Here is a 20,992-nt window from a genome sequence, read left to right on the forward strand (position 1 = left end):
TATCAAAGTGTCTGGCAAGGACAGAGACCAATGGTGAGTCAAACCTTATGGAGGAGATTGCCGACTGGGAAAACGTGTACAAGGCGTTTCTCAAGGTCAGAGCCAACAAGGGCTGTCCTGGTGTAGACCGGATGACCATTGAAGAAGCTGGCCTGCTTATAAGGGAACAATGGGAGTTCTTTAGAACTCTTCTGCGAAAAGGACTCTATCGTCCACTACCGGTACTGGGAGTATCCATTCCCAAACCGGATGGAGGCACAAGACAGCTTGGGATTCCAACTGTTATAGATAGAGTCATTCAGCAGGCCATTGTCCAGAAGATAGAACGCCGATTTGATGTCGAGTTCTCGGAAAGAAGCTATGGCTTCCGAAAAGGACGCAATGCTCATCAAGCGCTTCAACAAGCCCGTGAATACGTGGCAGAAGGAAGACGATGGGTAGTGGACATCGACATAGCCAAGTTCTTTGACAGGGTAAACCATGACATACTGATGGCCAGGGTAGCCAGGAAAGTACATGACAAAAGAGTTCTCAAACTCATAAGACTGTACCTTCAGGCTGGCCTTATGACAGGGGGACTAATATCCCCAAGGACAGAGGGATGCCCACAAGGCGGACCTCTTTCACCCTTGTTATCAAATATTATGCTGGATACACTCGATAAAGAACTGGAGCGCAGAGGGCATTGCTTTTGCAGATATGCAGATGACTGCAATATCTATGTCAAGAGCAAGAAGGCCGCCGAAAGAGTATTCGTTTCTGTAACCTCGTTCCTTGAAACCAGGCTCAAGCTGAAAATCAACCAGACAAAAAGTATGGTTGCCAGACCGTGGAAAGCAAAGTTTCTGGGATACACCATGACAATCGACCGGAAGCCTAAACTTAAGCCGTCGCCAGTGGCGATTAAACGCTTTAAGAATAACATGCGGAAGGTATTTCACATGGCAAGAGGCTGGTCTTTCCAGGATACAGTAAGAACGCTAAAGCCAAAAATCAATGGGTTCGCTGCATATTTCTATCTATCCGGAACAAAGGGTATATGGGAAGAGCTGGACAAATGGTTAAGGCACAAAATGCGATGTCTTATCTGGCAACGATGGAAGAAACCCAAGACCAGATACAAGAATCTGATTCGATGGGGAGTTGACCCGGAGACTGCTCGGAAGGCGGCAGGCAATGGCAGGGGAGCGTGGTGGAATAGCCATCAACCCCACATGCATATAGCCTTTCCAAATGCGTGGCTAAGAAAACACGGACTCCTGTCGCTTCTCGAAATAACGGAGTGCCTCAGAGCCAGGAAAGCCTTGTTTAGTTGAACCGCCGTGATACGTGACCCGTACGTCCGGTGGTGTGGGAGGTTGGGGCGAAATCGCCCCCGCCTACCCGATCATGGTTTGAGAGAAGATCAGTTTGATGCGTCAACAGCCTGCTTTGCAAGTCTTCTTCCCGATTCCTGGTAATGTTCTCTCAAAGTGTATTCTATGAGCTGCACATCCCTGCTCTTTACTGCATCCACAATAATCTTGTGGCGGTTGTAGAATTCTTCTGGAGTAAACAGGGTATCCCAAGCCTTGTAGTACAAAAACTTGGAAATATGCGAACAGGATTTTCTTGCCACATCAACCATCAATGAATTGTGGCATTTGCGCATCAGGGCATCATGGAAATTTTCATCTATCTCGCTCATGGAAGACAGAACTTTTGCATCTCTGCTCTGACGCTTCATTTCAGCCAGAATTTCGTCAAATTCAGCCAAATCCGCCTTGGTAATCTGAGGAAGCGCCAGGACTATGCAAACGCCTTCGAGAGTTCCCCCCAAAAAGTAGCTCTCTTCTATTTCCTTGGCTGTCATGGCCCGGATGCGCCTGCATTTTTGTGGCGATCCCATAACCAGTCCTTCCTGTTGCAAAGTCATGAGAGCATCTCTGACAGGACCTCGACTTATACCTAGAGTCTCGGCTATCTGGCTTTCCTTGATCGGATCTCCGGGATGAAGAGTGCCATTTAGCAGACACTCCTTGATGTATTCGCGCGCCTGTTCGCTGAAGGTTGTGCATTTGGCAGGAATCATTGCCACTCCCCCAAAAAATAGATTTGTACACACTGTCAAAGGCCAACAGGGGAGTCTCCGGCAATGTGACGTATGAAGCTGCAGTGGCAAAAAAGATGGAAATCAAGGGTCGTGCCAATGGCTTTTGCAGAAGAACAACAAAAGTGCAGAATATTGATGGCACCTGCCACATGGTCATGGCTTCAAGACAATACAGCTGTAATTATTGGTCGGCGTGACAAAATGTCAAGAATGTGTCGGCAAAACTGTCAAAAACATCCAAAACGCTGGCATCCAGCTAGTCATTCTATAACAAAAAGAAACTCTTTATATTTATTGTATTTTGTTTTTTATTTCAATTATAAGCAAAAAGCATCGCCATTAAGACGATGCTTTTAAAATACAAATAATTAAATCTACCAATAATAAATCAAAATAAACAATTTAAATTGATTTTTATCAATTTATTAATATCATGATTCAGCGTAGCGACGATTCCAGCCTGTGATTGCTGAAAAAATAATCACGGCAAGAAGTGTCCATGAATAGGGATTAAGCAAGGCAGTAGCAACTGATGGCACCGGAATATTCCATGCCTGGGCAGCGCTTACCAATGCTCCATACCATGCAGCTACGGCAATATGCCAGGGAAGAATGAAGAAGATTGTGCAAACAGCACAGTCCATAAGATTTGCCCTTCTTGCTGGAGCCAAGTTAAAGCGTTCTCCCATGGGTCTTACCAGACTTGGACCAACAAGAAGTTCTGCTGGTGCATTTGCAGATATCGGGATAGAGGCCAAAACAGTAGATCCAATAATAAACAATTCTGCCTGGCGTACTGTATGCACCATCTTTTCATGGGCAAAGTTGAGAATGCGCCGCATGACGCCACAATCTACCAGAATTTGAGTTACAGCCAGGATAAGTATGGCAAAGACAATTGCTCCGACAACACTTTCGACTCCTGCCTGAACAAGGCCGGTACTTCCACCCGCCTTTTCGGGAATACAAAAGATGTCCGAGAACTTGATATTGCCAATACAGATTCCAACCAGTGCTGCCGAGACATTGCCGTAAATCAGGGCTTCAATGATGTGCCTTCCGCAAAGCGCTGCAACCACGACAACTACCAGGGCAATAAGCATGAAAATGCCACTGGGATCCAGGGTTGCTTCCATTTGGGGAGCTACGCGAATCTCGCCACCTCCGCCAAACAAAAGGAAGATGACGCCCGCGATGGCTGCTGCCGTAAGCGAAAGCGGCGCTCTGCTGCGCACAACATCCTTCATCTCTGCCCCTTGAGTATATGCGGACACGATAGTCGTGTCGGAAATGGGAGCGAGATTGTCGCCAAAGGCGGCACCCGAAAGTATGGCCGTCCCAAGCAGGGCAGGATCTGAGCCCAGATAGACACCGGCAGGATAGAGAACGGGGGTAAGGGCGATACAGGTGCCAGTGCTTGTTCCTGTACCAAGGGAAAACGTCATGGCTGCAAGGAACACCAAGAAGGTAAAGGTTGCTTCAGAAGCACCCGTAGACATCCCCATCCAGAGAAGTCCCTGAACCAACCCGCCTGCTGCCATCAGCTTTCCAAAAACACCGGCAAAGAGCCATGCAGTGACAATAACGATACCGTTCTTGTCGCCAATACCGTGCATGGCAGATTCACAATACCTCTTTTTGTCTCTTGCCAAAAAGAGTCCAATGCTCAAGGCCAGCCAGGCGCATGCCCAGAAAGGCTTTGTTCCTCCTCTTTCTGCAATTGAAAGGGCAATGAGTCCAATAACAAGTATAGCCAGTGGTACAAGGCCTCCCCATATACCACCATACATTGGCAATGAATTCTTGTCTTCCATAACAAGCTCCCGGAATGCGCAAACGTTCTTTACAAGGTTACTCAGTATGATGAAAAGCAGATAATGGAGTTTGCATGAAGCCGATTTGTGAATGGCAGAATTTCCCATTCACACAGGAAATTCTGCCATTGCAGCAAGGAAAGAGGAGGAGTGTTTTATGGCTGAGGACTAGAAGTTCTTGTCTTTGCGGAATGTATCAAGATAGGCAAACAGTGCCGGCGAGCCACCAGTGTGGAGGAAGAGGATATTGCTGCCAGGCTTGAAGTAGTCCTTGCGAACAAGATCAATGAGACCAGACATAGCTTTGCCCGAATACACCGGATCCAGCAGGATGCTTTCGGTGCGAGCCAGCATGATGACTGCTTCAACCATTGCATCCGTAGGCAGGGAATAGCCGGGGCCAACATAATCGTCGTAGGCTTCGACTGCGTCTCTAGGGATGTCGATCTTTGCACCAATAAGGTCGGCAGTCTGCTGGGCAAGAGTGTAGACGGCTTCTTCCTGAACAGGCTTCTTGCGGTTCACGCCAATTCCTGTAATCGGAATGTTCATATTGCAGCCAAGCATACCAAGCAGGAATCCGGCATGGGTACCGGCACTACCGCTGGGCACGATGATGTGGTCGAAATTCAGACCCATTTCGAACATCTGCTGCATGGTTTCCTGGCCACACTGCACATAGCCGAGAGCACCGACGGGGTTGGATGCGCCACCAGGGACGATATAGGGCTTCTTGCCCTGTGCAGCGAGCTTGTCAGCAACCTTCTGCATCTCTTCGGCCATGTTGCTGCCACCCTTGACCACGGTGATGCTCTTTACGCCAAGGAGCTGGTACAGGAAGTTGTTACCGGAAGACTGGGGGTTGTAGCTGTTGGCAACGCGCTCTTCCAGAACAAGGTGGCAATCTAGACCTTCCTTGACAGACCACGCCAGGGTAAGACGGCAGTGGTTGGACTGGACAGCACCGCAGGTGATGATGGAATCAGCGCCCTTGGAAAGAGCATCTGCAATGGAGAAGTCCAGCTTGCGAGTCTTGTTGCCTCCACCCGTTCCGGGGAGGAGGTCGTCACGTTTTATGTAGATATTTACCTTGCCACCAAGAGCTTTGGAGAAACTGGGCAAATACTCAATAGGAGTAGGCTCTTTGACATAACCACGACGAGGAAACTGCGCAAGATTCATTATAGACTCCTTGTTTTTTGGATAGGAGAATGGATAGAGAAAGATATTTGTCTTCTCTATCTTGTGGGTAATGGAAGTGTTCCCTTGGCAATGCCGACAATGGCCTTTGCCAAAGCGTCTGCTGCGTCAACCACCGGGCGTGGATATTTTGCATCATGCAAAATGCCAAGCTCGGTACATGCTATTGCAAATGCGTCCGCACCCTGTTCACAGACATCAGCTATTACCTCATGATAGCTGTCATAGACGGCCTTGCTGGTGTCACCGGTTTTTATCTTTTTGATAACAGAAAGAAGTTGCTGTTCTTTGTCCGGTGTTGCATAAACAGGCTCTATACCCAAACGACGACAAGGCTCTTCATAAAGCTTTGTTAAACGTACTGCAGGTGAAGCTAAAATTCCTGCCTTCTTTGCATCTGGGCACAAGGCATGAATAGCAGCTACAGTAAGTTCTATCATGTTCAAAACTGGAATAGAGACTGCATCGCACACATCCTTGTAGTAGTTGTGTGCCGTATTGCAGGGGATGCACAGAAAATCAACGCCCCATTGTTCCAGTTTTTTGCCCATCTCGGCCATGCATGGCCCGGGAGACACACCTCCTCCCTCGAGAAGAGCCTTTATGCGCGAAGGTACTTGCGGGTTGTTGTCAACAACACAGTGAACGTGGTCAATATCGTCTTTTGCCTTGGTGAAATGGATCACGCGCTGCATGAGATCCACAGTAGCTTCAGGACCCATTCCACCAATGATACCGGCAATTTTTTCAGCCATAAATCAAGCCTGCCCTATCCCTCTATCTTGGCCCCTCTTTCAGGGTCGAGGTCATTTTCAAGACGGGAGACAAAGACTGCGCCTGTTGCATCGCCAAGGACGTTGATGGTTGTACGAGCCATATCCATGATACGGTCAACACCAGCGACCAATGCAATTGCCTCAAGCGGAATGCCAACCTGGGTAAAGACCATGGTTATCATGATGAGTGCTGCGCCAGGCACACCCATGGAGCCGATGGAAGCCAGAATTGCCATGATGACAATGGTAATCTGCTTGTCAAGCGGCATGGGGATGCCATAAACCTGTGCTGCAAATATGGATGCGATGCCCATATAGATAGCTGCACCGTCCATATTGATGGTGTTGCCAAGCGGGATAGAGAAAGTTGAAACCTGCTTGGAGGCACCAAGCTTCTGCACACCAATAAGGTTGGCAGAAAGAGCTGCTGCAGAAGAACAAGTCGTGAAGGCAATCATCAAGGGTGCAGACAGGACCTTGAAGAAGGTCGTAAACTTGATTTTTGAATAACGTACACATGGCAGATATATGAATAGTATCTGACATATACTTGCCACGTACATGATTGCTACGAGCTTGATGAGAGGAAGTAGAACAGCAATACCGTGATTGGTAACTGTGACTGCCATCAGGGCAAAGACACCAATGGGTGCATACAGCATGACAATGGTTGTTACCTTGATCATGATTTCAGACATACCGTCGAAAAATGAGGATACAACCTTTGTCTTTTCACTGCACATATTGATGCAAAGTCCAACAAGCACAGCAAAGAAGATGATTTGCAGCATATTACCCTTGGCAAGGGCATCCATTGGGTTGATAGGAATAATGCCAAGAAGAACTGCTGAAAGCGCTGGAGGAGTGACATTAACTGCCTTCAGATTGTCCTTTGAAAGGTCAAGTCCCACGCCAGGCTGGAAAATGTTTGCCAAAATCAAACCAATGACAATGGCAATTGCTGTTGTCAAAAAGTAATAAATCAACGTTTTTGTTGCAATTCGGCCAAGACTGCGAACATCACCAACACTGGCTGCACCTGCAACAAGAGTCACAAAGACGAGAGGTACAACAACCATACGGATCAGATTGATGAACAACTGCCCCAATGGCTGGAAGTAACTTGCCGACCATCCCATATTGGATGCCAGCAATCCGACGAGAATACCCAAGACCATGCCAATGCCCATTTGCATGGGCAGTCCCATTTTCTTCATGGAGCCCTCCAGAAGAGTTTGGAGTGTTATGGCAATGCACCGCCTCGTAGCTATGTTTGAAGTTAGAAATCAAATGTTAACATTTAACCGCTGTAATTCTTCTGTACAAGACGTCAACTTTCGCTGTCAATAAGTTTGAGGAACAAACATGAAAAATTTTTCACAAGTGTGTCTAAAAGCACTCTCCACCATCTTGTACTATTCTATAATTACGTTACTTTTACTCTTTTCTGAAGATCCGGTTCGCAACTCGTACCCTGCCTCATACTTGTTGACACTGGACTAAGCCACAAAAAAAGCCACCCGTTCGTAGTCCTGTTCTTGGCAAAGAACGACAAAGGATAGAGTGGCTCTGTGATGCAGAAAATTTGTGGTTTTATTCACTTTCTCTGTTTTTCAGGATTTTTTTGAGGTATACAACCCCTTCCAGGGGATTGTGGTAATAGGGTTCGCAGGGCCTGAAACCTAACTTTTCGTAGAGATGCCGGGCTGCCTTCATGCCTTCCAGGGTGTCGAGCACCATCTCCTGCCCTCCGGCTTTTTGGGCACTCTCGATGATGGCGTAAACGAGTGTCTCTGCGATACCGAGGCCGCGTGCCTCGGGCAGAACAAAAAGACGCTTCATCTCGCATACTCCCTCGCCTATCCAGTGCCAGGCGACCATGCCGAAAACCTTGCCGTCCTGTACGGCAACAAGGATTGCACCATGGGGCGGTGCGTATTTTTGAGCCGGATTTTCCAGCTCGCTTGCAAGATTTTGAAAGGCAAGGTCCAGCCCAAGCCAATTGGTATAGGTCTCTATGAGGGTGCGCACATCTTCCATGTAGTCCACGCCGTCACGTATCTCTATTGCCATGCCCTTTCCCCGTATTGTCCTGTGGCAGAATGATTTTGCCCGAACCATTTGTCTATTTTTCTGCTGCCGATTTGATTGTCCTTCAAGCCTTTGAGGTATCCCCATGAACGCCTTTTTCTTCCCAAGGCTGCACAAAGTCGAGGCTCTAGCCCCCTACAACTTCGCACATGGAGTACAGGGGAAGTGCTGGACGTGGATGTGGAAAGCGCCCTGCGCTCCAATCCTGCACTTTGCGACATCCTTGCGCCTTCAGTCTTTGCCCTTGTCCATATAGACTTTGGGGGCTGTACCATCGAGTGGAAGGACAGCGAGTTCGGCGCAGACAACGTCTATACCTGGGGCAAGGAGCAGAAGGGTGAAGCGAGTCATCAAATGTTTTGCGACTGGATGCAGCGCAACAACCTCTCGCAAGATGCGGCTGCCACAGCCCTTGGGATATCCCCTCGCACTGTGCGTCGCTACGCTACGGCACAAAGCTCCATCCCCCGCCGTATCTGGCTTGCCTGCCTTGGCCGGGAGGCCATAGGCGGACTTCCTCGCAGACCTCTTCCTCTCGCTCTCCCCACTCAAGCCGGAAGACAATAAGGCAATGGGTGTGCACGGGGCTGCAGATCAAAAAAAGGTTCTGCAATGTCTTGCGACAAAGAGAACCTTTGAACAGTCATTATCTGGTGGGCGGTACAAGACTTGAACTTGTGGCATCTGCCTTGTAAGGGCAGCGCTCTACCAACTGAGCTAACCGCCCACAATTTTGGATTTATACTAGCGTCCCTTTGCGTCTGTCAAGAACAAAAAATTCTCGATTCTCGAACAGTGCCATTCTCTGGGCGAAAATCTTCAGATACGGTCCACGTAGCAGTTGTCGAGAAAGTCTTCCATGGCCTTGTCGGCCTTGGGGATGTATTGCTCTATGGGATAGGTCTTCCCGCATTCCTTGCAGCGCATGTAGACCTGATGGCAGGAACGCTCGATGGTCATGGGTTTCTCGCACTGCGGGCAGGGAACAGTTGTCTGGGCTTGGCGTGCAGCAAAAAGGGGCATGACTGGCCTCGCGAAAAAAGAGTGAAAAAGAATCAGGAGGCCCTCCCCAAAGGACCTCCCGGCGGGCATTTCAGAACCAGAGGAATGGTCCTGAAAATGGGATTTTGCCAAACGTGCGCAAAAGCCCAAGGGGCCTTTGCGTAAGGTAGGCAGAAACTAGTCTATCTTGTTGCGGATGAAGGTGGGCACATCCAGGATGGGATCGCTTGAGTCCTCAACCTTCATGTTGTACTCGCCGTGCTCCCCTCTGGGGAAGGAGCCCTTCTCCTGCTCCCAGCGCACACGCGCATCGTTCAGAAATTCCTTGCTCATCTGCGAGGTGGATTTCCTGGGTTGCGGACGCAGGAAATCGGGCTCTGTGTTGTCCTGGCCAGGAGCTGCAGGCCTTGTGACATTGTTCATGTCCAGATGCCTGACATTGTCCTCGCCCGGATCCACAAAGGGAGGCCTGCGGTTTGCCTGGGCAGCAGTATAGGACTGCTGCTGTGCAAAGGGCTGCCTTGCGGGATTTGCTGCAGGGGCGGGCTTTGCCATACTTCTCTGATCGAGGCGCGGCTCTGCCTCGATGCCGGTGGCAACCAGGGTGACGCGAATCTCGTCTTCCAGGGTGTCGTCGAAGACAACGCCTGCAAAGATGTTGGCGTCTTCCGGAGCGGCCTCGTAGATCTTTTCGCCAATGCGGGCCATTTCGTCGCTGGAAATGTCTTCCGGAGCAGTAACGTTGTAGAGAACTGCCTTGGCTGTGGCCAGGGTGATATCTTCGAGCAGGGGGCTGGAAATGGCCTTGGACACTGCGTCGTCCGCACGGTTTTCGCCCTTGCCGGAACCCATGCCCATGAGGGCAAGGCCTGCCTCGGACATGCAGGCGCGCACGTCTGCAAAGTCGAGGTTGATGTAGCCTGGACGGGTGATGACGTCGGAAATGCCCTTCACGCCGTAGTAGAGCACATCGTTGGCCATGGCCATGACTTCGCGTACAGGCGTTTTCTTGGGCGCAAGGGTCATTATGCGATCATTGGGAATGATGATGAGACAGTCCACATGCTTGCTCAGCTCGTCTATGCCTGCCTGTGCGCTTGCTGCGCGCTTCTTGCCCTCGAAGCTGAAGGGACGGGTCACAACGCCCACAGTGAGCGCACCGTTCTTCTTGGCTGTCTCTGCCACAATGGGAGCAGCACCGGTTCCGGTTCCGCCGCCCATGCCAGCGGTCACAAAGACCATGTCTGCCTGGGCTATGGCTTCCTGGATAAGCTGAATGCTTTCCGTGGCAGCCTCGCGGCCCACTTCAGGATTGGAACCTGCGCCAAGGCCCCTGGTGAGCTTTTCCCCAAGCTGAATGTGCACGGGTGCGGGGTTGGAATTGAGTGCCTGCAGGTCCGTGTTGGCGCAGATGAACTCAACACCGGTCAGCCCAAGCTCAATCATGTTCTTGACGGCATTGCCGCCGCCACCGCCGACACCCACGACCAGTATGCGTGCGCCGCTTGCCATATGCCCGTCGTCAATGAAATCCATTATGGAGTCTTGCATGGACTCTTCCTCTCAGTATTTGAAATACCCGCTTGATTTTCTGCCTGCTTGAAAGGCCCTCCACTTTTCCGGGAAATTGGGGTTTTCCGAAAAATCTGCCTGGAAGGCCCCGCGAACCTCAAAGCCCTGTTAGCTTATGTCCTGGAACCAGCTGCGCATCTTGCGCAAGAGCCTCTTGAAGGGGCCCTCGTCGCTGGGTGTCAGTTCACTCACAATCTTTGTTTCCGGCTTGGCCTCGGTTTCCAGGGAAACCCTTGAAATCTGTCTTGCCAGCACCTTGTCTGCACCAAAATGCAGAAGACCAACCGCAGTCGAGAACTTGGGGTTGTTCACGACATCGGTCAGGCCCTTCACATTGGCAGGGTAGCCTATGCGCGTGGGGACACCGAAGATCTGCTCGCCCAGCTCCACACAACCCTCGATAAGGGCTGCACCGCCGGTGAGCACGACGCCAGAGCGTATCCTGTCCTTGCACCCGGAATTGACCAGGGTCCTGTCCACAAAGGTGAGGATCTCCTCCATGCGCGGCTCACAGATATCCGCCAGAACCTGACGGGAGAGCTTTTGCGGAGGACGTCCGCCAACAGAGGGCACCTCGATGGTCTCGTCTTCCTGCACAAGATCGCGCAGGGCACAGCCATACTTGACCTTGATGCGCTCTGCAGCCTTGGTGGGCGTGCGCAGGCCAAAGGCTATGTCGTTGGTCAGGGTGGATCCGCCAAGGGGAACAACGGCAGTGTGCTTTATGGCATTGTTCTCGAAGATGGCGATATCGCTCGTGCCGCCGCCAAGATCCACCAGGGCGACACCTATCTCGCGTTCCTCGTCCGTGAGCACAGCCTTGGCGGAAGCCAGGGATTCGAGAACGATGTCCTCGACGTGCAGGCCGGCACGGTTGGAGGAGCGCACAAGATTCTGTGCACTGGACACGGCAGCGGTCACGATGTGCACGTTTACCTCAAGGCGCACGCCGGCCATGCCAATGGGATCCACGATGCCGCGCTGATTGTCCACAATGTATTCCTGGGGCAGGATGTGGATCACCTCGCGGTCCGAGGGGATCGCCACTGTGCGGGCAGCCTCGAGCACGCGTGTCACGTCCGTGGACATGACCTCGTTGCCCTGCACGGCAATGACACCGTGGCTGTTGATGCCCATGATGTGCCCGCCGGCAATGCCCACAAAGACGGACTTGATATTGCATCCGGCCATCTGGCCGGCCACATCAACGGCTTGGCGTATGGAACGCACGGTGTCCTCGATATTGACAACCATGCCCTTGCGCAGCCCTCTGGACTCGCAGTCCCCAATGCCTATGATCTTCAGCTGCCGGTCCTGCATGAGTTCGGCAACCACGGCACAGACCTTGGTTGTTCCGATATCAAGACCAACAATGAGTTCAACTCCTGCTTTGTCCACGCGCCCTCCGGAAATCTGAACAGAAAGAGAAAGGTACTCCGACTTCAGAACAGGTCCGCATCCATCCGGAAACCCCGAAAAATCCGGGAATTACTGTTGCTCCACCGGTCTGCGGAGAACAACCCAGACACTGTTCTGCGAGGCTCTAACCTCTTGCACGCTGCTCAGCTCCCGTCTGCGGGCCAGATCACCAATGGTGGCGCCAAGGCGCAGAAGATTTCCGTCCCAATCGTCGGGGGCAAGGGACAAGCGCATTTCTCTATCTTCAAGGTACAATTCTACACCACGGCTGGGAGAAACGTCAACCGTGGCAATGGCTCCGGCCTCGACTGGCAAAATACCGCTGCGAATGTCGCGCATGAGGCGTGAAAGATAGGGAATTGCATCCTCGCATCCGGGTTCTATGCTCAGAATGGGCAGGGACATGAAGTTGCTGCTCTCCACAGGTGCAATGAGTTCACCCTTCTCGTTCGCATAAAAGAGTCGCCCTTCCCTGCGAATCCAGAAGCTCGGCATGCGTTCCTGCAAACGGATGACAAAGCGGTCCGGCAGGATGCGCTTGACCGACACATCTTCCACCCAGGGTGTTTGCCTCAACCTGTGCTCCACTGCAGCGATACTGACGGAAAAGGCGTTGTCGCCCTCGGAAAGACCGCCAAGATGCAGTATCATGTCCCTTTGCAGGCGCACGTTGCCGGTGATATCAATATGCCTTGTGACAAACATGGGCGAGGTGTGCATCCAGGAATAGAGCCAGAGGCTGAACTTGTAGACAGCAAAAAGGGACAAGAGGAAGAAAAAAAGGCCAAGGACAAGGTAGAGAAAGGCGCGCAGCCTGTTTTTCAGGCGCGTGAGAAGACCTGGACGCTTCGGGGCTTCCTGCTCTGACTTTGCCTGCGCTTCGTCCGTCTTGCTCTTGGCGCCATCCGAGCCTTGCAGGGAAGCATTCCTGTCTGCCCTGCCTGCCCTGTTGTCTGCAGGGCCTGTCCCCTGTTCGTCAAAAAGGCGCGTGTTGCCAAAGGCAGATCCTTCCACGGTCTGGGCAGAGACAACGCTTCCGCGCCTGCCTGTGAAGCTGTTGCGGGCATCGGCCGTTGTCTTGTGCACGATGTTCGCAAGCAAAGCCTCATCGGTTACCCTTGCGTGCTCGTGAGCTGCATCGTGCACATTTTCCCTGCCGGATTCCTCCTTTGGGGGCGCTGGACGTTTTCTTACAAAGAATGCCACGGCAGTGTTTTCACCTCAAGGGAAAGCTCTGTGCCATAGAGTTGTGCCACCCTGTCCCTTGCCTCGCACAAAAGACGCACGGCATCCTCTGCCCTGCCCTGCCCCGTGTTGACAAGGAAGTTGGCGTGCACGGCAGAAAAGGCTACGCCGCCAAGACTTTTGCCACGATACCCTGCCTTGTCGAGCAAGACTCCTGCGGACGGGCCTTCCGGGGGATTTTTGAACACACACCCCGCAGATCTGACAGTGACAGGCTGGCGGGCCTTCTTGGTAGCCATGTGTTCTGCCATCCTCTGGCCGACCTCTTCCGGGTGCGCATCTCTTGCAAGGACAAGGGTAGCACCAGTCACAAACCAGGGCTTGCCCAAGGCTTTCTTGGGCGCAAACACACGGTAGGCAAGCTCGATCTGCTCGCGCTCAAAGGTGTGCAGGGCTCCATCGGCCCAGATGTCAACGCGTTCAAGCACATCCCCCATGCACGAGCCGAAGGAACCAGCGTTCATGGCTATGGCGCCACCCACTCGGCCAGGGATACCTGCAAGGCCCTCAAGGCCCGTGAGCCCCTCCCTGCGGCAAAAGGCGAGAAGCTGAGGCAGTGGGGTTCCGGAAGACACGCGCACAGACACCCTCTCCCCCTCGTCCGCCAAAATCTCCGGCCTTGCGGAAAAATCCGGGCACAGGAGGAGAAGCTCGTGTTCTCCGTCCATGGCGAGGATGTTTGAACCCGCCCCAAGGACAAAGACAGGCAGGGAGTACGAGGAAAGCACCCCTGGAAGTCTTTCAAGATCGTCCGGGGTCTCGAGCGTAACTTCAGCCGTGCACGTGCCCCCAAGGCCAAGGGTAGTGCGCTCGGCAAGGCTCACATGGGCTTTTGTGCGCATGCCTTTTCTCCGCTAGGCCTTTTGTTCAGACCCAAGGGCAAGCCAGGCAGGCCCCACCTTCGTGATGCTGCCGGCACCAATGGTGAGCAGCACATCCCCTGGCTCAAGGGCTGCGTCAAGAGCCTTCACCATATCGTCCAGGGTCTCGCAGTAAGTAACGTGGGCTGTGCTCACCTGGCGCATGCCCTGGGCAAGGCTTTGCCCTGAGACACCGGGAATGGGCTTTTCGGATGCTGCGTAGACCTCGGTGAGAAAGACCTCGTCCACACCATCGAAGACCTTGCAGAATTCGCCAAAGTGGGCCTGGGTCCTTGTGAATCTGTGCGGCTGGAAGGCTGCCACAATGCGCCTGCCGGGAAAGACCATGCGGGCAGTGGCAAGGGTTGCAGCGATTTCGTGCGGGTGGTGGCCGTAGTCGTCGTAGACAACAATGCCCCTGCGCGTGCCCTTGTACTCGAAGCGGCGGGCAACGCCGGAGAAGGTGGCAAGGCCCCTTGCAATCTCTTCAAAGGGGATGCGGGCGGACAGGGAAACACCAATGGCAGCAAGGGCATTGCGCACATTGTGCACGCCAGGCTGGGGCAGATGGACCTCGCCCAGGATGCGATCCTTGTACCGCACTCTGAAATGGCTCTCCTTCGAAAGTTCCAGGGGCTCTGCCCTCAAGGCATTTCCCTCGTCGAGGCCGTAGGTCACGACAGGACGCTTGACCCTGGGCAGAAGCCTGCGCACACCCTTGTCGTCGCCGCAGACCACGTTGACGCCGTAGAAGGGCACCTTGTTCATGAACTGTACAAAGGCCTCGTCCAGATTCTCCCTGGTCTTGTAGTGGTCAAGGTGATCCTCGTCCACGTTGGTCACCACATTGAGGATGGGGAAGAGACAGAGGAAGGAGCCGTCGGATTCGTCGGCCTCGGCAATCAGGTAGTCCCCGTGGCCCAAATGGGCGTTTGTGCCGTAGACGTTGAGCCTGCCGCCTATGATGACGGTGGGGTCAAGGCCTGCTGTATCGAAGATGGAGGCCGTAAGCGAGGTGGTGGTCGTCTTGCCGTGGGTGCCGGCAATGGCAATGCCCTGGCGCAGGCGCATGAGCTCTGCGAGCATCTCTGCCCTGGGAATAACGGGGATGCCAAGGCGCCTTGCCTCCACAACCTCGGGATTGTCCTCGCTGATGGCCGTGGATTTCACGAGCACCTGCTCTGTGCCCACGTGGGAGGCGTCGTGGCCTATGTAGACAACGCAGCCCATGTCCCTGAGCCTCTGTATGGTCTGCGATTCGGCCTGATCCGATCCCGTGATGGTGTAGCCAAGGTTGATGAGGACCTCGGCTATGCCGCACATGCCTGCGCCGCCAATGCCCACCATGTGTATGTGCTTGATTCTGCTGTCCATGTTCGCCCTTCTTGTCCTCTAGGCCTTGAGCTTCTTGTTTCTGGAATTCCTTGTGGCCACAGCTTCCTGCATCTGGCGCACAACGTTGCTTGCTGCCTCCGGGCTTGCCAGGCAGAGTGCCGAGCTTGCCATGGCCTTCAAAACATCCTTCGAGCCCATGATGTTGCGGATCTGGTCGCCCAGGACATCGGAGGTCACATCCTTCTGGGCAAAGACCTTGGCAGCGCCGGCCTTTTCCATGGCAAGGGCGTTGTAGGTCTGGTGATCGTGGATGGCATAGGGGAAGGGCACAAGGATGGAGGGAAGAGCTGCAGCGCAAAGCTCAGTCACTGTGCTTGCCCCTGCACGGCACACTGCCAGATCGGCCCAGGAGTAGATCTGGGCCATGTTGTCGAAGAAGGCGGCAACGCGGCAGTTTTCCATGCCTGCCTCTGCGTAGGCAGCCTTGACTGCCTCCTCGTCCCCGTTGCCTGTCTGATGGCAGATCTCGATGCCCAGTTCCTTTAAGCGGGGCAGAAGATCACAGATGTACATATTGATGGCGTGGGCACCCTGGGAGCCGCCCATGACGAGCAGGTGCTTTCCCAGGAAGTCCCTGGGCCTTGTGCCAACCTGCATGATGGCCTTGCGCACGGGATTGCCAGTCTGCACGATGTGGCGCTCGTCAAAGCCCGTGGTGTCCGGAAGCGAGGTGCAGATGCGATCGCAGAATTTGGCAAGAACCCTGTTGCTTGCGCCGGCAACAGCGTTTTGCTCGTGCAAAATGGAGGGCACGCGCAAAAGGCGCGCTGCCAGAAGGGGTGCAAAGGCAGCGTAGGAGCCAAAGCCCGCAGCGCAGTCAGGGGAAAACTCGCGCACAATGCGCAGGGCCTTGGGAAGTGCCATGCCAAGGCGGGCAAGGGCGCTTACTGCACCAAAGCCCTTGCCGAGAACGCCGCGCACGGGAAGGCCAATGTAGTTGATGCCTGCCTTTTCGGCCAGGCGCTTTTCAAGGCCGTTTTGCGAGCCCATGAAAAGAAGTTCTATGCCGTCAAACTGCCTGCGCAGTTCCTCTGCCACGGCCAGGGCGGGAAAGATGTGGCCGCCTGTGCCGCCTGTAGTAAGAAGGACACGTTTCATATCTGGTTGCCTGGCCCCTTGGGGCAGGCCTCTCCTGAAAATGCAAAAAACGGATTTGGGGGAATGCGCGAAAGCGGGCGGGTTCCCGGCTTTTCGCGGAATGTATCAGCCTTGAGTATTGAAATTTGCCTGTCTCAAACTGCGCGCAACGTTGTCAGTGCGGCAGTTTTGCAGTGCGGGAAAAGTTGAGCAAGAGGCCTGCGCATATCATCATGGCCACGAGGTTCGAGCCACCATAGCTCAGGAAGGGCATGGGAACGCCCTTGGGCGGGGCAACGCCCATGACCACGGCAAGGTTCAAAATCACGCCAAGGGCTATGATGCAGCTTAGGGCAAAGGCCGTGTAGCGTGCGCGCAACTCCTCCTGGCCCCTGATGATAAGGTAGCAGCGCCAGAAGAAGAAGAGGAAGAGGAGCATGACCACACTCACGCCCACAAAGCCCATCTCCTCTGCCAGGACTGCCATGATAAAGTCGTTGTGGGCTTCAGGCAGATAGAACATCTTCTGCCTTGAGGCTCCCATGCCCACGCCGAAGAAGGAGCCCGAGCCTATGGCGAGCAGGGACTGCACAAGCTGATAGCCTGTGTCGTGGGCGTCCTTGAAGGGATCGAGAAAGGCCATGAGCCTTCTCATGCGGTAGGGTTCGAAGAGAACCAGGGCCACGATGCCGCCAGAAGCCAGTATCATGGCAAAAAAGATGTAGATGAAGCGCGTGCCCCCTGCTATGCACATGAGCAAAAGCAGAAGGGCCAGCACCACTGCGCTGCCAAAGTCGGGCTGCAAAAGCAGAAGCATTGCAAAGACCACGGTGACGATAAAGGGAGGCAGAACACCGCGGCTGAAGGTTTTGACCAGATCCTGCTTGGTAGCCATGTAATAGGCCAGATAGAGCGCAAGGGCAATTTTCACAAATTCCATGGGCTGGACGCTCATGGGGCCTATGCGAATCCAGCGATGCGCACCGTTGATGGAGGGCGATAGTGGCGAGAGCGTCAAAAGGAGCATGAAGAGCACTATGAAAAGCAAAGGATAGTGGCTCTTGTACAAAAGGCCCCTTGGCAGCATGGCTGCCACCCCCATGAGCACGCCGCCTGCCATGGCAAAGGCCAGCTGCTTTTTGAAAAAATAGTACTTGTCGCCGTAGTCGTTCTCGGCAACGATGCCGCTGGCAGACAAAACCATGACAAGGCCAATGCCCAGGATCATGACAAGCAGCACAAAGAGCCACCAGTCTATGCCGCCCTGCGCAGAGGCTTTTGCCTTAGGCTTACCTGGGTCTGCACCTTGCGCGATATCCTTTTGCGCGTCATGGCCTTCGGCCTGAATTTCCTGTGCGGAAGGATCCACTTTGGAAGAGACGGCATCGGCCACGTGCGAGGCTGTTTCCCTGACTGCAGAAGGATTTGTCACTGCCGCATGGGCATGAGGCTGCTGGGCAACAGACTGATGGGCTACGGACTGTTGGGCCACTGCCCTTGCTGCCACTGCCTGCTGGCGCAGGCCGCGAAACTGCGGGCGCACGCGCTGCACGGGCTCTATGCGATCGGCTGGCACTGGTCTTGGCCCGCCGGACAATGGATCGTTCTGTGCCGCAAGAAGCGCGGACTCAAAGGGCTTGTCCTCGCCCTTGCGCAGGGTATTGCGCACATCCTCCACTTCCCCGCCTTCCCTGTCTGTCCCGGATGAGGGCGCGGGCCCTTCGGCTTTTTGAGCCTCTTTCCCTTTTTTCTTCCACCAGCTCACTGTCAGCTCCCAAACGGGGAAAAATCCCCGTGTATTCCGCCTGCCAATACTGACCTTTTCTGCAAGGGGGCTAGAGCCCGCAGATTTCAGCAACAATTGCCTTGAAGTCGGCCCCTCTGTACGCCATGCCCCTGTAAAGATCAAAGCTTGCCGTACCAGGGGAGAGGAGCATCACATCCCCCTCCCTTGCCTGCCCTTGCAGCCAGAGGACTGCGGGACGCAAGGTCGGGAACCACTGCATGGGCACAATGCCCTCGAAGGCAGGCATGAAAATCTCCTTCGAATCCCCAAAGCCCGCCACAAGGCGCACCCTTTCCCGCACAAGGGGCACAAGCTCCCTGGGGTCTCCGCCCTTGAAATGGCCCCCGCACAAGAGGAGCACGGGTCTTTCAAAGGACTTCAGGGCAATCTCCATGGAGGTAAGGGTCGTGCTCTTGCTGTCATTCACGTAGAGAACGCCGTCCTTCTCGCACACCCGCTCAAGTCTGTGGGGCAGGGGCTTGAAGTTGGCCACAGCCCTTGCCGCATCCTCGAAGGAGACAAAATCGCGCACAGCCTCCCAGGCAATCTCTGCGTTAAGCTCGTTGTGGGGGCCAAGAAGCTGTGTTTCTTCAAAAAGATGCTGCACCCTCACCTCTACCTCGCGGGCTTTGAAGCCTGCAGCATTGTAGGCTGCACTCCACTCCTGAGGTACAATGGCCTTGTCCCTTTCCGTCTGGCAGGCAAAGAGGCGCAGCTTCGCTGCCACATATTCGTCCATATCCCTGTGGTAGTCCAGATGATTGGGCGTAATATTCATGAGCACAGCCACATCCGGACGGAAAAGCAGGCAGGTCTGCAGCTGGAAGCTCGAAATCTCGACCACTATGCAGTCCACCCTTTTCTTTCCGTTTTCCAGCTCCAGAAGATATTCGGAAAGAGGGGTTCCCACATTGCCGGCAAGAGTGGCAGTGCGGCCGCCTGCGCAAAGCATGTCCGCTATCAGATGCACGGTTGTTGTCTTGCCGCTTGTGCCTGTCACGGCAATGATTTTTTCCTTGGGACCGTCCTGCTGACCGTCCTTGGCAAGGTAGCGATAGGCAAGCTCTGTCTCTGCCAAAATGACAGGCCCCTGCCCGCCCTCAAGAGGAGCATCTTCTGGCATACCCATGGTCTGCAAAATGCTTCTCAAGGGCACACCGGGGCTTGGGATCACAAAATCCGCATCCGCGAACTGCTCTTTTGTGTGTGCGCCTGTCTCCACAACACAGCCAAGACTCTCCATTTCGGCCTTGAGCTTTTTGTCCATCTCTTTTGCCTCAAGCAGATGGACTCGTGCTCCCTTGCCTGCCAAAAGCCTGCAGGCAGCCTGGCCGGATTTTCCGCAGCCAATCACAACGACCTTGTCCCCCCTGCCGGGCACCCTGCAAGGGATTGAGACGGAATCTTGTTTATCGTATGTCTCCCTGACCAGGGGACGCAGGGGCATGTGCAGCATGGGAAAAACCTCGCAAGGAAACGAAAAGGGAAGGAAACGAGTGAAATTGCAAAAAGCACGAAAGCCCGGAATGATATCCGGGCGTGATCGTGTCCACAAAGGCACTTTTTTGTGTAAAGCCCCTATCTGAGCTTGATGGTGGAAAGAGCCAGGAGGGCCAGTAGTATGGACGTTATCCAGAAGCGGATGATGATCTTGGATTCGGGAACACCCTTGAGCTCGAAGTGGTGGTGCAATGGCGCCATGCGGAAGATGCGCTTGCCTCCTGTCCAGCGGAAGTAGCTCACCTGCAGGATGACGGAGAGCGTCTCAACGACAAAGAGACCGCCAACCACTGCCAAAAGGCATTCCTGCTTGCAAAGAAGGGCCAGAAAGCCCAGGGTGCCGCCAAGGCTTAAGGAACCCACATCACCCATGAAGACCTGGGCCGGATAGGCGTTGAACCAGAGAAAGCCCAGGGATGCGCCAATGAGCGCTCCGCAAAAGACCGTCACCTCGCCCATGCCCGGGATGTAGGGAAGATACAGGTACTGTGTAAGGCGCACGTTGCCGGTAATGTAGATGAAGATGGCAAAGACCACACCTGCCACTATGGTGGGGCCTATGGCAAGGCCGTCCAGGCCGTCCGTGAGATTCACGGCGTTGGCAGAGGAGACCATGACCAGAATGCCGAAGGGAAAGTAGAGAAGGCCCAAATCCGGAGCCCATTCCTTGGAAAAGGGTATGGACAGATTGGTGGAATAGCAGGGATCCGAATAGAGCAGATACATGGCAACAAGGGAGACCAGCATGAGGCCGCCCATCTTGGCCCTGGGGGATATGCCCTTGTTCTGATGGTGGCGCAGTTTGGTAATATCGTCCCAGAAGCCCACAAGGCCGTAGCCCACAAAGACCAGACTCACCTGCCAGATGTAGCGGTTCGAGAGATCCGCCCAGAGGAGCAGGCTCACAAGGAGGGCTGCGCCAATCATGATGCCGCCCATGGTGGGTGTTCCTGCCTTTTGCTCGTGGGCCTTGACGTCCGAGAGGATGTACTGGCCGCACTTTATGCGATGCAAAAAGTTTATGAACCAGGGACCGAAGACCACCATGATGAGCATGGCAGTCACAAGCGCTCCCATGGAGCGGAAGGTGATGTAGCGAAAGACGTTTAGGGCAGAGATGTCGCCTGCGTAGGGCACAAGAAAATGATAGAGCATGAAGCCGG

The 20,992-nt window shown here is 53.9% G+C and carries 18 protein-coding genes and 1 tRNA gene; 2 read left to right on the plus strand and 17 right to left on the minus strand.

Translation table 11 applies throughout. The features are described from left to right. Positions 1–1,316, plus strand: a 1,316-nt coding sequence (gene ltrA / locus B5F76_RS03375) for a group II intron reverse transcriptase/maturase (RefSeq protein WP_204218309.1), incomplete at its 5' end; no start/stop codon positions are given. Positions 1,317–1,405: 89 nt separating this feature from the next. On the opposite strand, the gene B5F76_RS03380 is transcribed toward ltrA, so the two are convergent. From B5F76_RS03380 to B5F76_RS03405, 6 genes are all read right to left on the minus strand, one after another. After that, positions 1,406–2,104 (minus strand): GntR family transcriptional regulator, encoded by a 699-nt coding sequence (locus B5F76_RS03380; RefSeq protein ID WP_239406951.1) that lies wholly within the window; start codon positions 2,102–2,104, stop codon positions 1,406–1,408. 419 nt (positions 2,105–2,523) lie between these two features. Beyond that, positions 2,524–3,906 (minus strand): Na+/H+ antiporter NhaC family protein, encoded by a 1,383-nt coding sequence (locus tag B5F76_RS03385; protein ID WP_087351125.1) that lies wholly within the window; start codon positions 3,904–3,906, stop codon positions 2,524–2,526. A 168-nt stretch (positions 3,907–4,074) separates the two neighbouring features. Continuing rightward, positions 4,075–5,088, minus strand: a complete 1,014-nt coding sequence (locus tag B5F76_RS03390) for a D-cysteine desulfhydrase (protein ID WP_087351128.1) — start codon at positions 5,086–5,088, stop codon at positions 4,075–4,077. Between the two features lie 56 nt (positions 5,089–5,144). Then, complete coding sequence (locus tag B5F76_RS03395) at positions 5,145–5,861, minus strand: aspartate/glutamate racemase family protein (protein ID WP_087351130.1); 717 nt, start codon at positions 5,859–5,861, stop codon at positions 5,145–5,147. Positions 5,862–5,875: 14 nt separating this feature from the next. Then, positions 5,876–7,090 carry a dicarboxylate/amino acid:cation symporter gene (locus B5F76_RS03400; protein ID WP_204218312.1) on the minus strand — a complete coding sequence of 405 codons (1,215 nt, stop codon included), beginning with the start codon at positions 7,088–7,090 and terminating at the stop codon, positions 5,876–5,878. Positions 7,091–7,475: 385 nt separating this feature from the next. Further along, positions 7,476–7,955 carry a GNAT family N-acetyltransferase gene (locus tag B5F76_RS03405; RefSeq protein ID WP_204218310.1) on the minus strand — a complete coding sequence of 160 codons (480 nt, stop codon included), beginning with the start codon at positions 7,953–7,955 and terminating at the stop codon, positions 7,476–7,478. Positions 7,956–8,138: 183 nt separating this feature from the next. Between B5F76_RS03405 and B5F76_RS03410 the strand changes: the two genes are divergently transcribed. Beyond that, the gene (locus tag B5F76_RS03410) at positions 8,139–8,540 is read left to right on the plus strand and encodes a helix-turn-helix transcriptional regulator (protein WP_204218311.1); all 402 of its coding nucleotides are present in this window, start codon (positions 8,139–8,141) and stop codon (positions 8,538–8,540) included. 84 nt (positions 8,541–8,624) lie between these two features. Here the strand turns inward: B5F76_RS03410 and B5F76_RS03415 are convergent. From B5F76_RS03415 to mraY, 11 genes are all read right to left on the minus strand, one after another. Beyond that, positions 8,625–8,700, minus strand: a tRNA-Val gene (locus tag B5F76_RS03415). Positions 8,701–8,792: 92 nt separating this feature from the next. Continuing rightward, positions 8,793–8,996: a dual CXXC motif small (seleno)protein gene (locus tag B5F76_RS03420; RefSeq protein ID WP_087351136.1), complete on the minus strand. Its 204-nt coding sequence runs from the start codon at positions 8,994–8,996 to the stop codon at positions 8,793–8,795. 156 nt (positions 8,997–9,152) lie between these two features. Beyond that, the gene (gene ftsZ, locus B5F76_RS03425) at positions 9,153–10,526 is read right to left on the minus strand and encodes a cell division protein FtsZ (protein ID WP_087351139.1); all 1,374 of its coding nucleotides are present in this window, start codon (positions 10,524–10,526) and stop codon (positions 9,153–9,155) included. A 129-nt stretch (positions 10,527–10,655) separates the two neighbouring features. After that, positions 10,656–11,945, minus strand: coding sequence for a cell division protein FtsA (ftsA, locus tag B5F76_RS03430; protein WP_087351142.1), 1,290 nt, complete (start codon positions 11,943–11,945; stop codon positions 10,656–10,658). Between the two features lie 90 nt (positions 11,946–12,035). After that, the gene (locus B5F76_RS15290; protein WP_239406941.1) at positions 12,036–13,172 is read right to left on the minus strand and encodes a cell division protein FtsQ/DivIB; all 1,137 of its coding nucleotides are present in this window, start codon (positions 13,170–13,172) and stop codon (positions 12,036–12,038) included. Continuing rightward, a complete protein-coding gene (gene murB / locus B5F76_RS03440; protein WP_087351145.1) occupies positions 13,157–14,053 on the minus strand; it encodes a UDP-N-acetylmuramate dehydrogenase in 897 nt (298 codons plus the stop codon). Before murB ends, B5F76_RS15290 begins: the two co-directional genes overlap by 16 nt. 12 nt (positions 14,054–14,065) lie before the next feature. Beyond that, positions 14,066–15,445 (minus strand): UDP-N-acetylmuramate--L-alanine ligase, encoded by a 1,380-nt coding sequence (gene murC, locus B5F76_RS03445; protein ID WP_087351148.1) that lies wholly within the window; start codon positions 15,443–15,445, stop codon positions 14,066–14,068. An 18-nt stretch (positions 15,446–15,463) separates the two neighbouring features. Further along, positions 15,464–16,564: an undecaprenyldiphospho-muramoylpentapeptide beta-N-acetylglucosaminyltransferase gene (murG, locus tag B5F76_RS03450; protein ID WP_087351151.1), complete on the minus strand. Its 1,101-nt coding sequence runs from the start codon at positions 16,562–16,564 to the stop codon at positions 15,464–15,466. A gap of 154 nt (positions 16,565–16,718) precedes the next feature. Then, positions 16,719–17,858: a putative lipid II flippase FtsW gene (ftsW, locus tag B5F76_RS03455; RefSeq protein ID WP_239406952.1), complete on the minus strand. Its 1,140-nt coding sequence runs from the start codon at positions 17,856–17,858 to the stop codon at positions 16,719–16,721. A gap of 520 nt (positions 17,859–18,378) precedes the next feature. Continuing rightward, positions 18,379–19,785 (minus strand): UDP-N-acetylmuramoyl-L-alanine--D-glutamate ligase, encoded by a 1,407-nt coding sequence (gene murD, locus B5F76_RS03460; protein ID WP_239406942.1) that lies wholly within the window; start codon positions 19,783–19,785, stop codon positions 18,379–18,381. A gap of 122 nt (positions 19,786–19,907) precedes the next feature. Further along, complete coding sequence (gene mraY / locus B5F76_RS03465; protein ID WP_087351154.1) at positions 19,908–20,984, minus strand: phospho-N-acetylmuramoyl-pentapeptide-transferase; 1,077 nt, start codon at positions 20,982–20,984, stop codon at positions 19,908–19,910. Between the last annotated feature and the right edge of the window lie 8 nt (positions 20,985–20,992).

The sequence above is a fragment of the Desulfovibrio sp. An276 genome (genome assembly GCF_002159665.1).
Classification (GTDB): Bacteria; Desulfobacterota; Desulfovibrionia; order Desulfovibrionales; family Desulfovibrionaceae; genus Desulfovibrio; species Desulfovibrio faecigallinarum.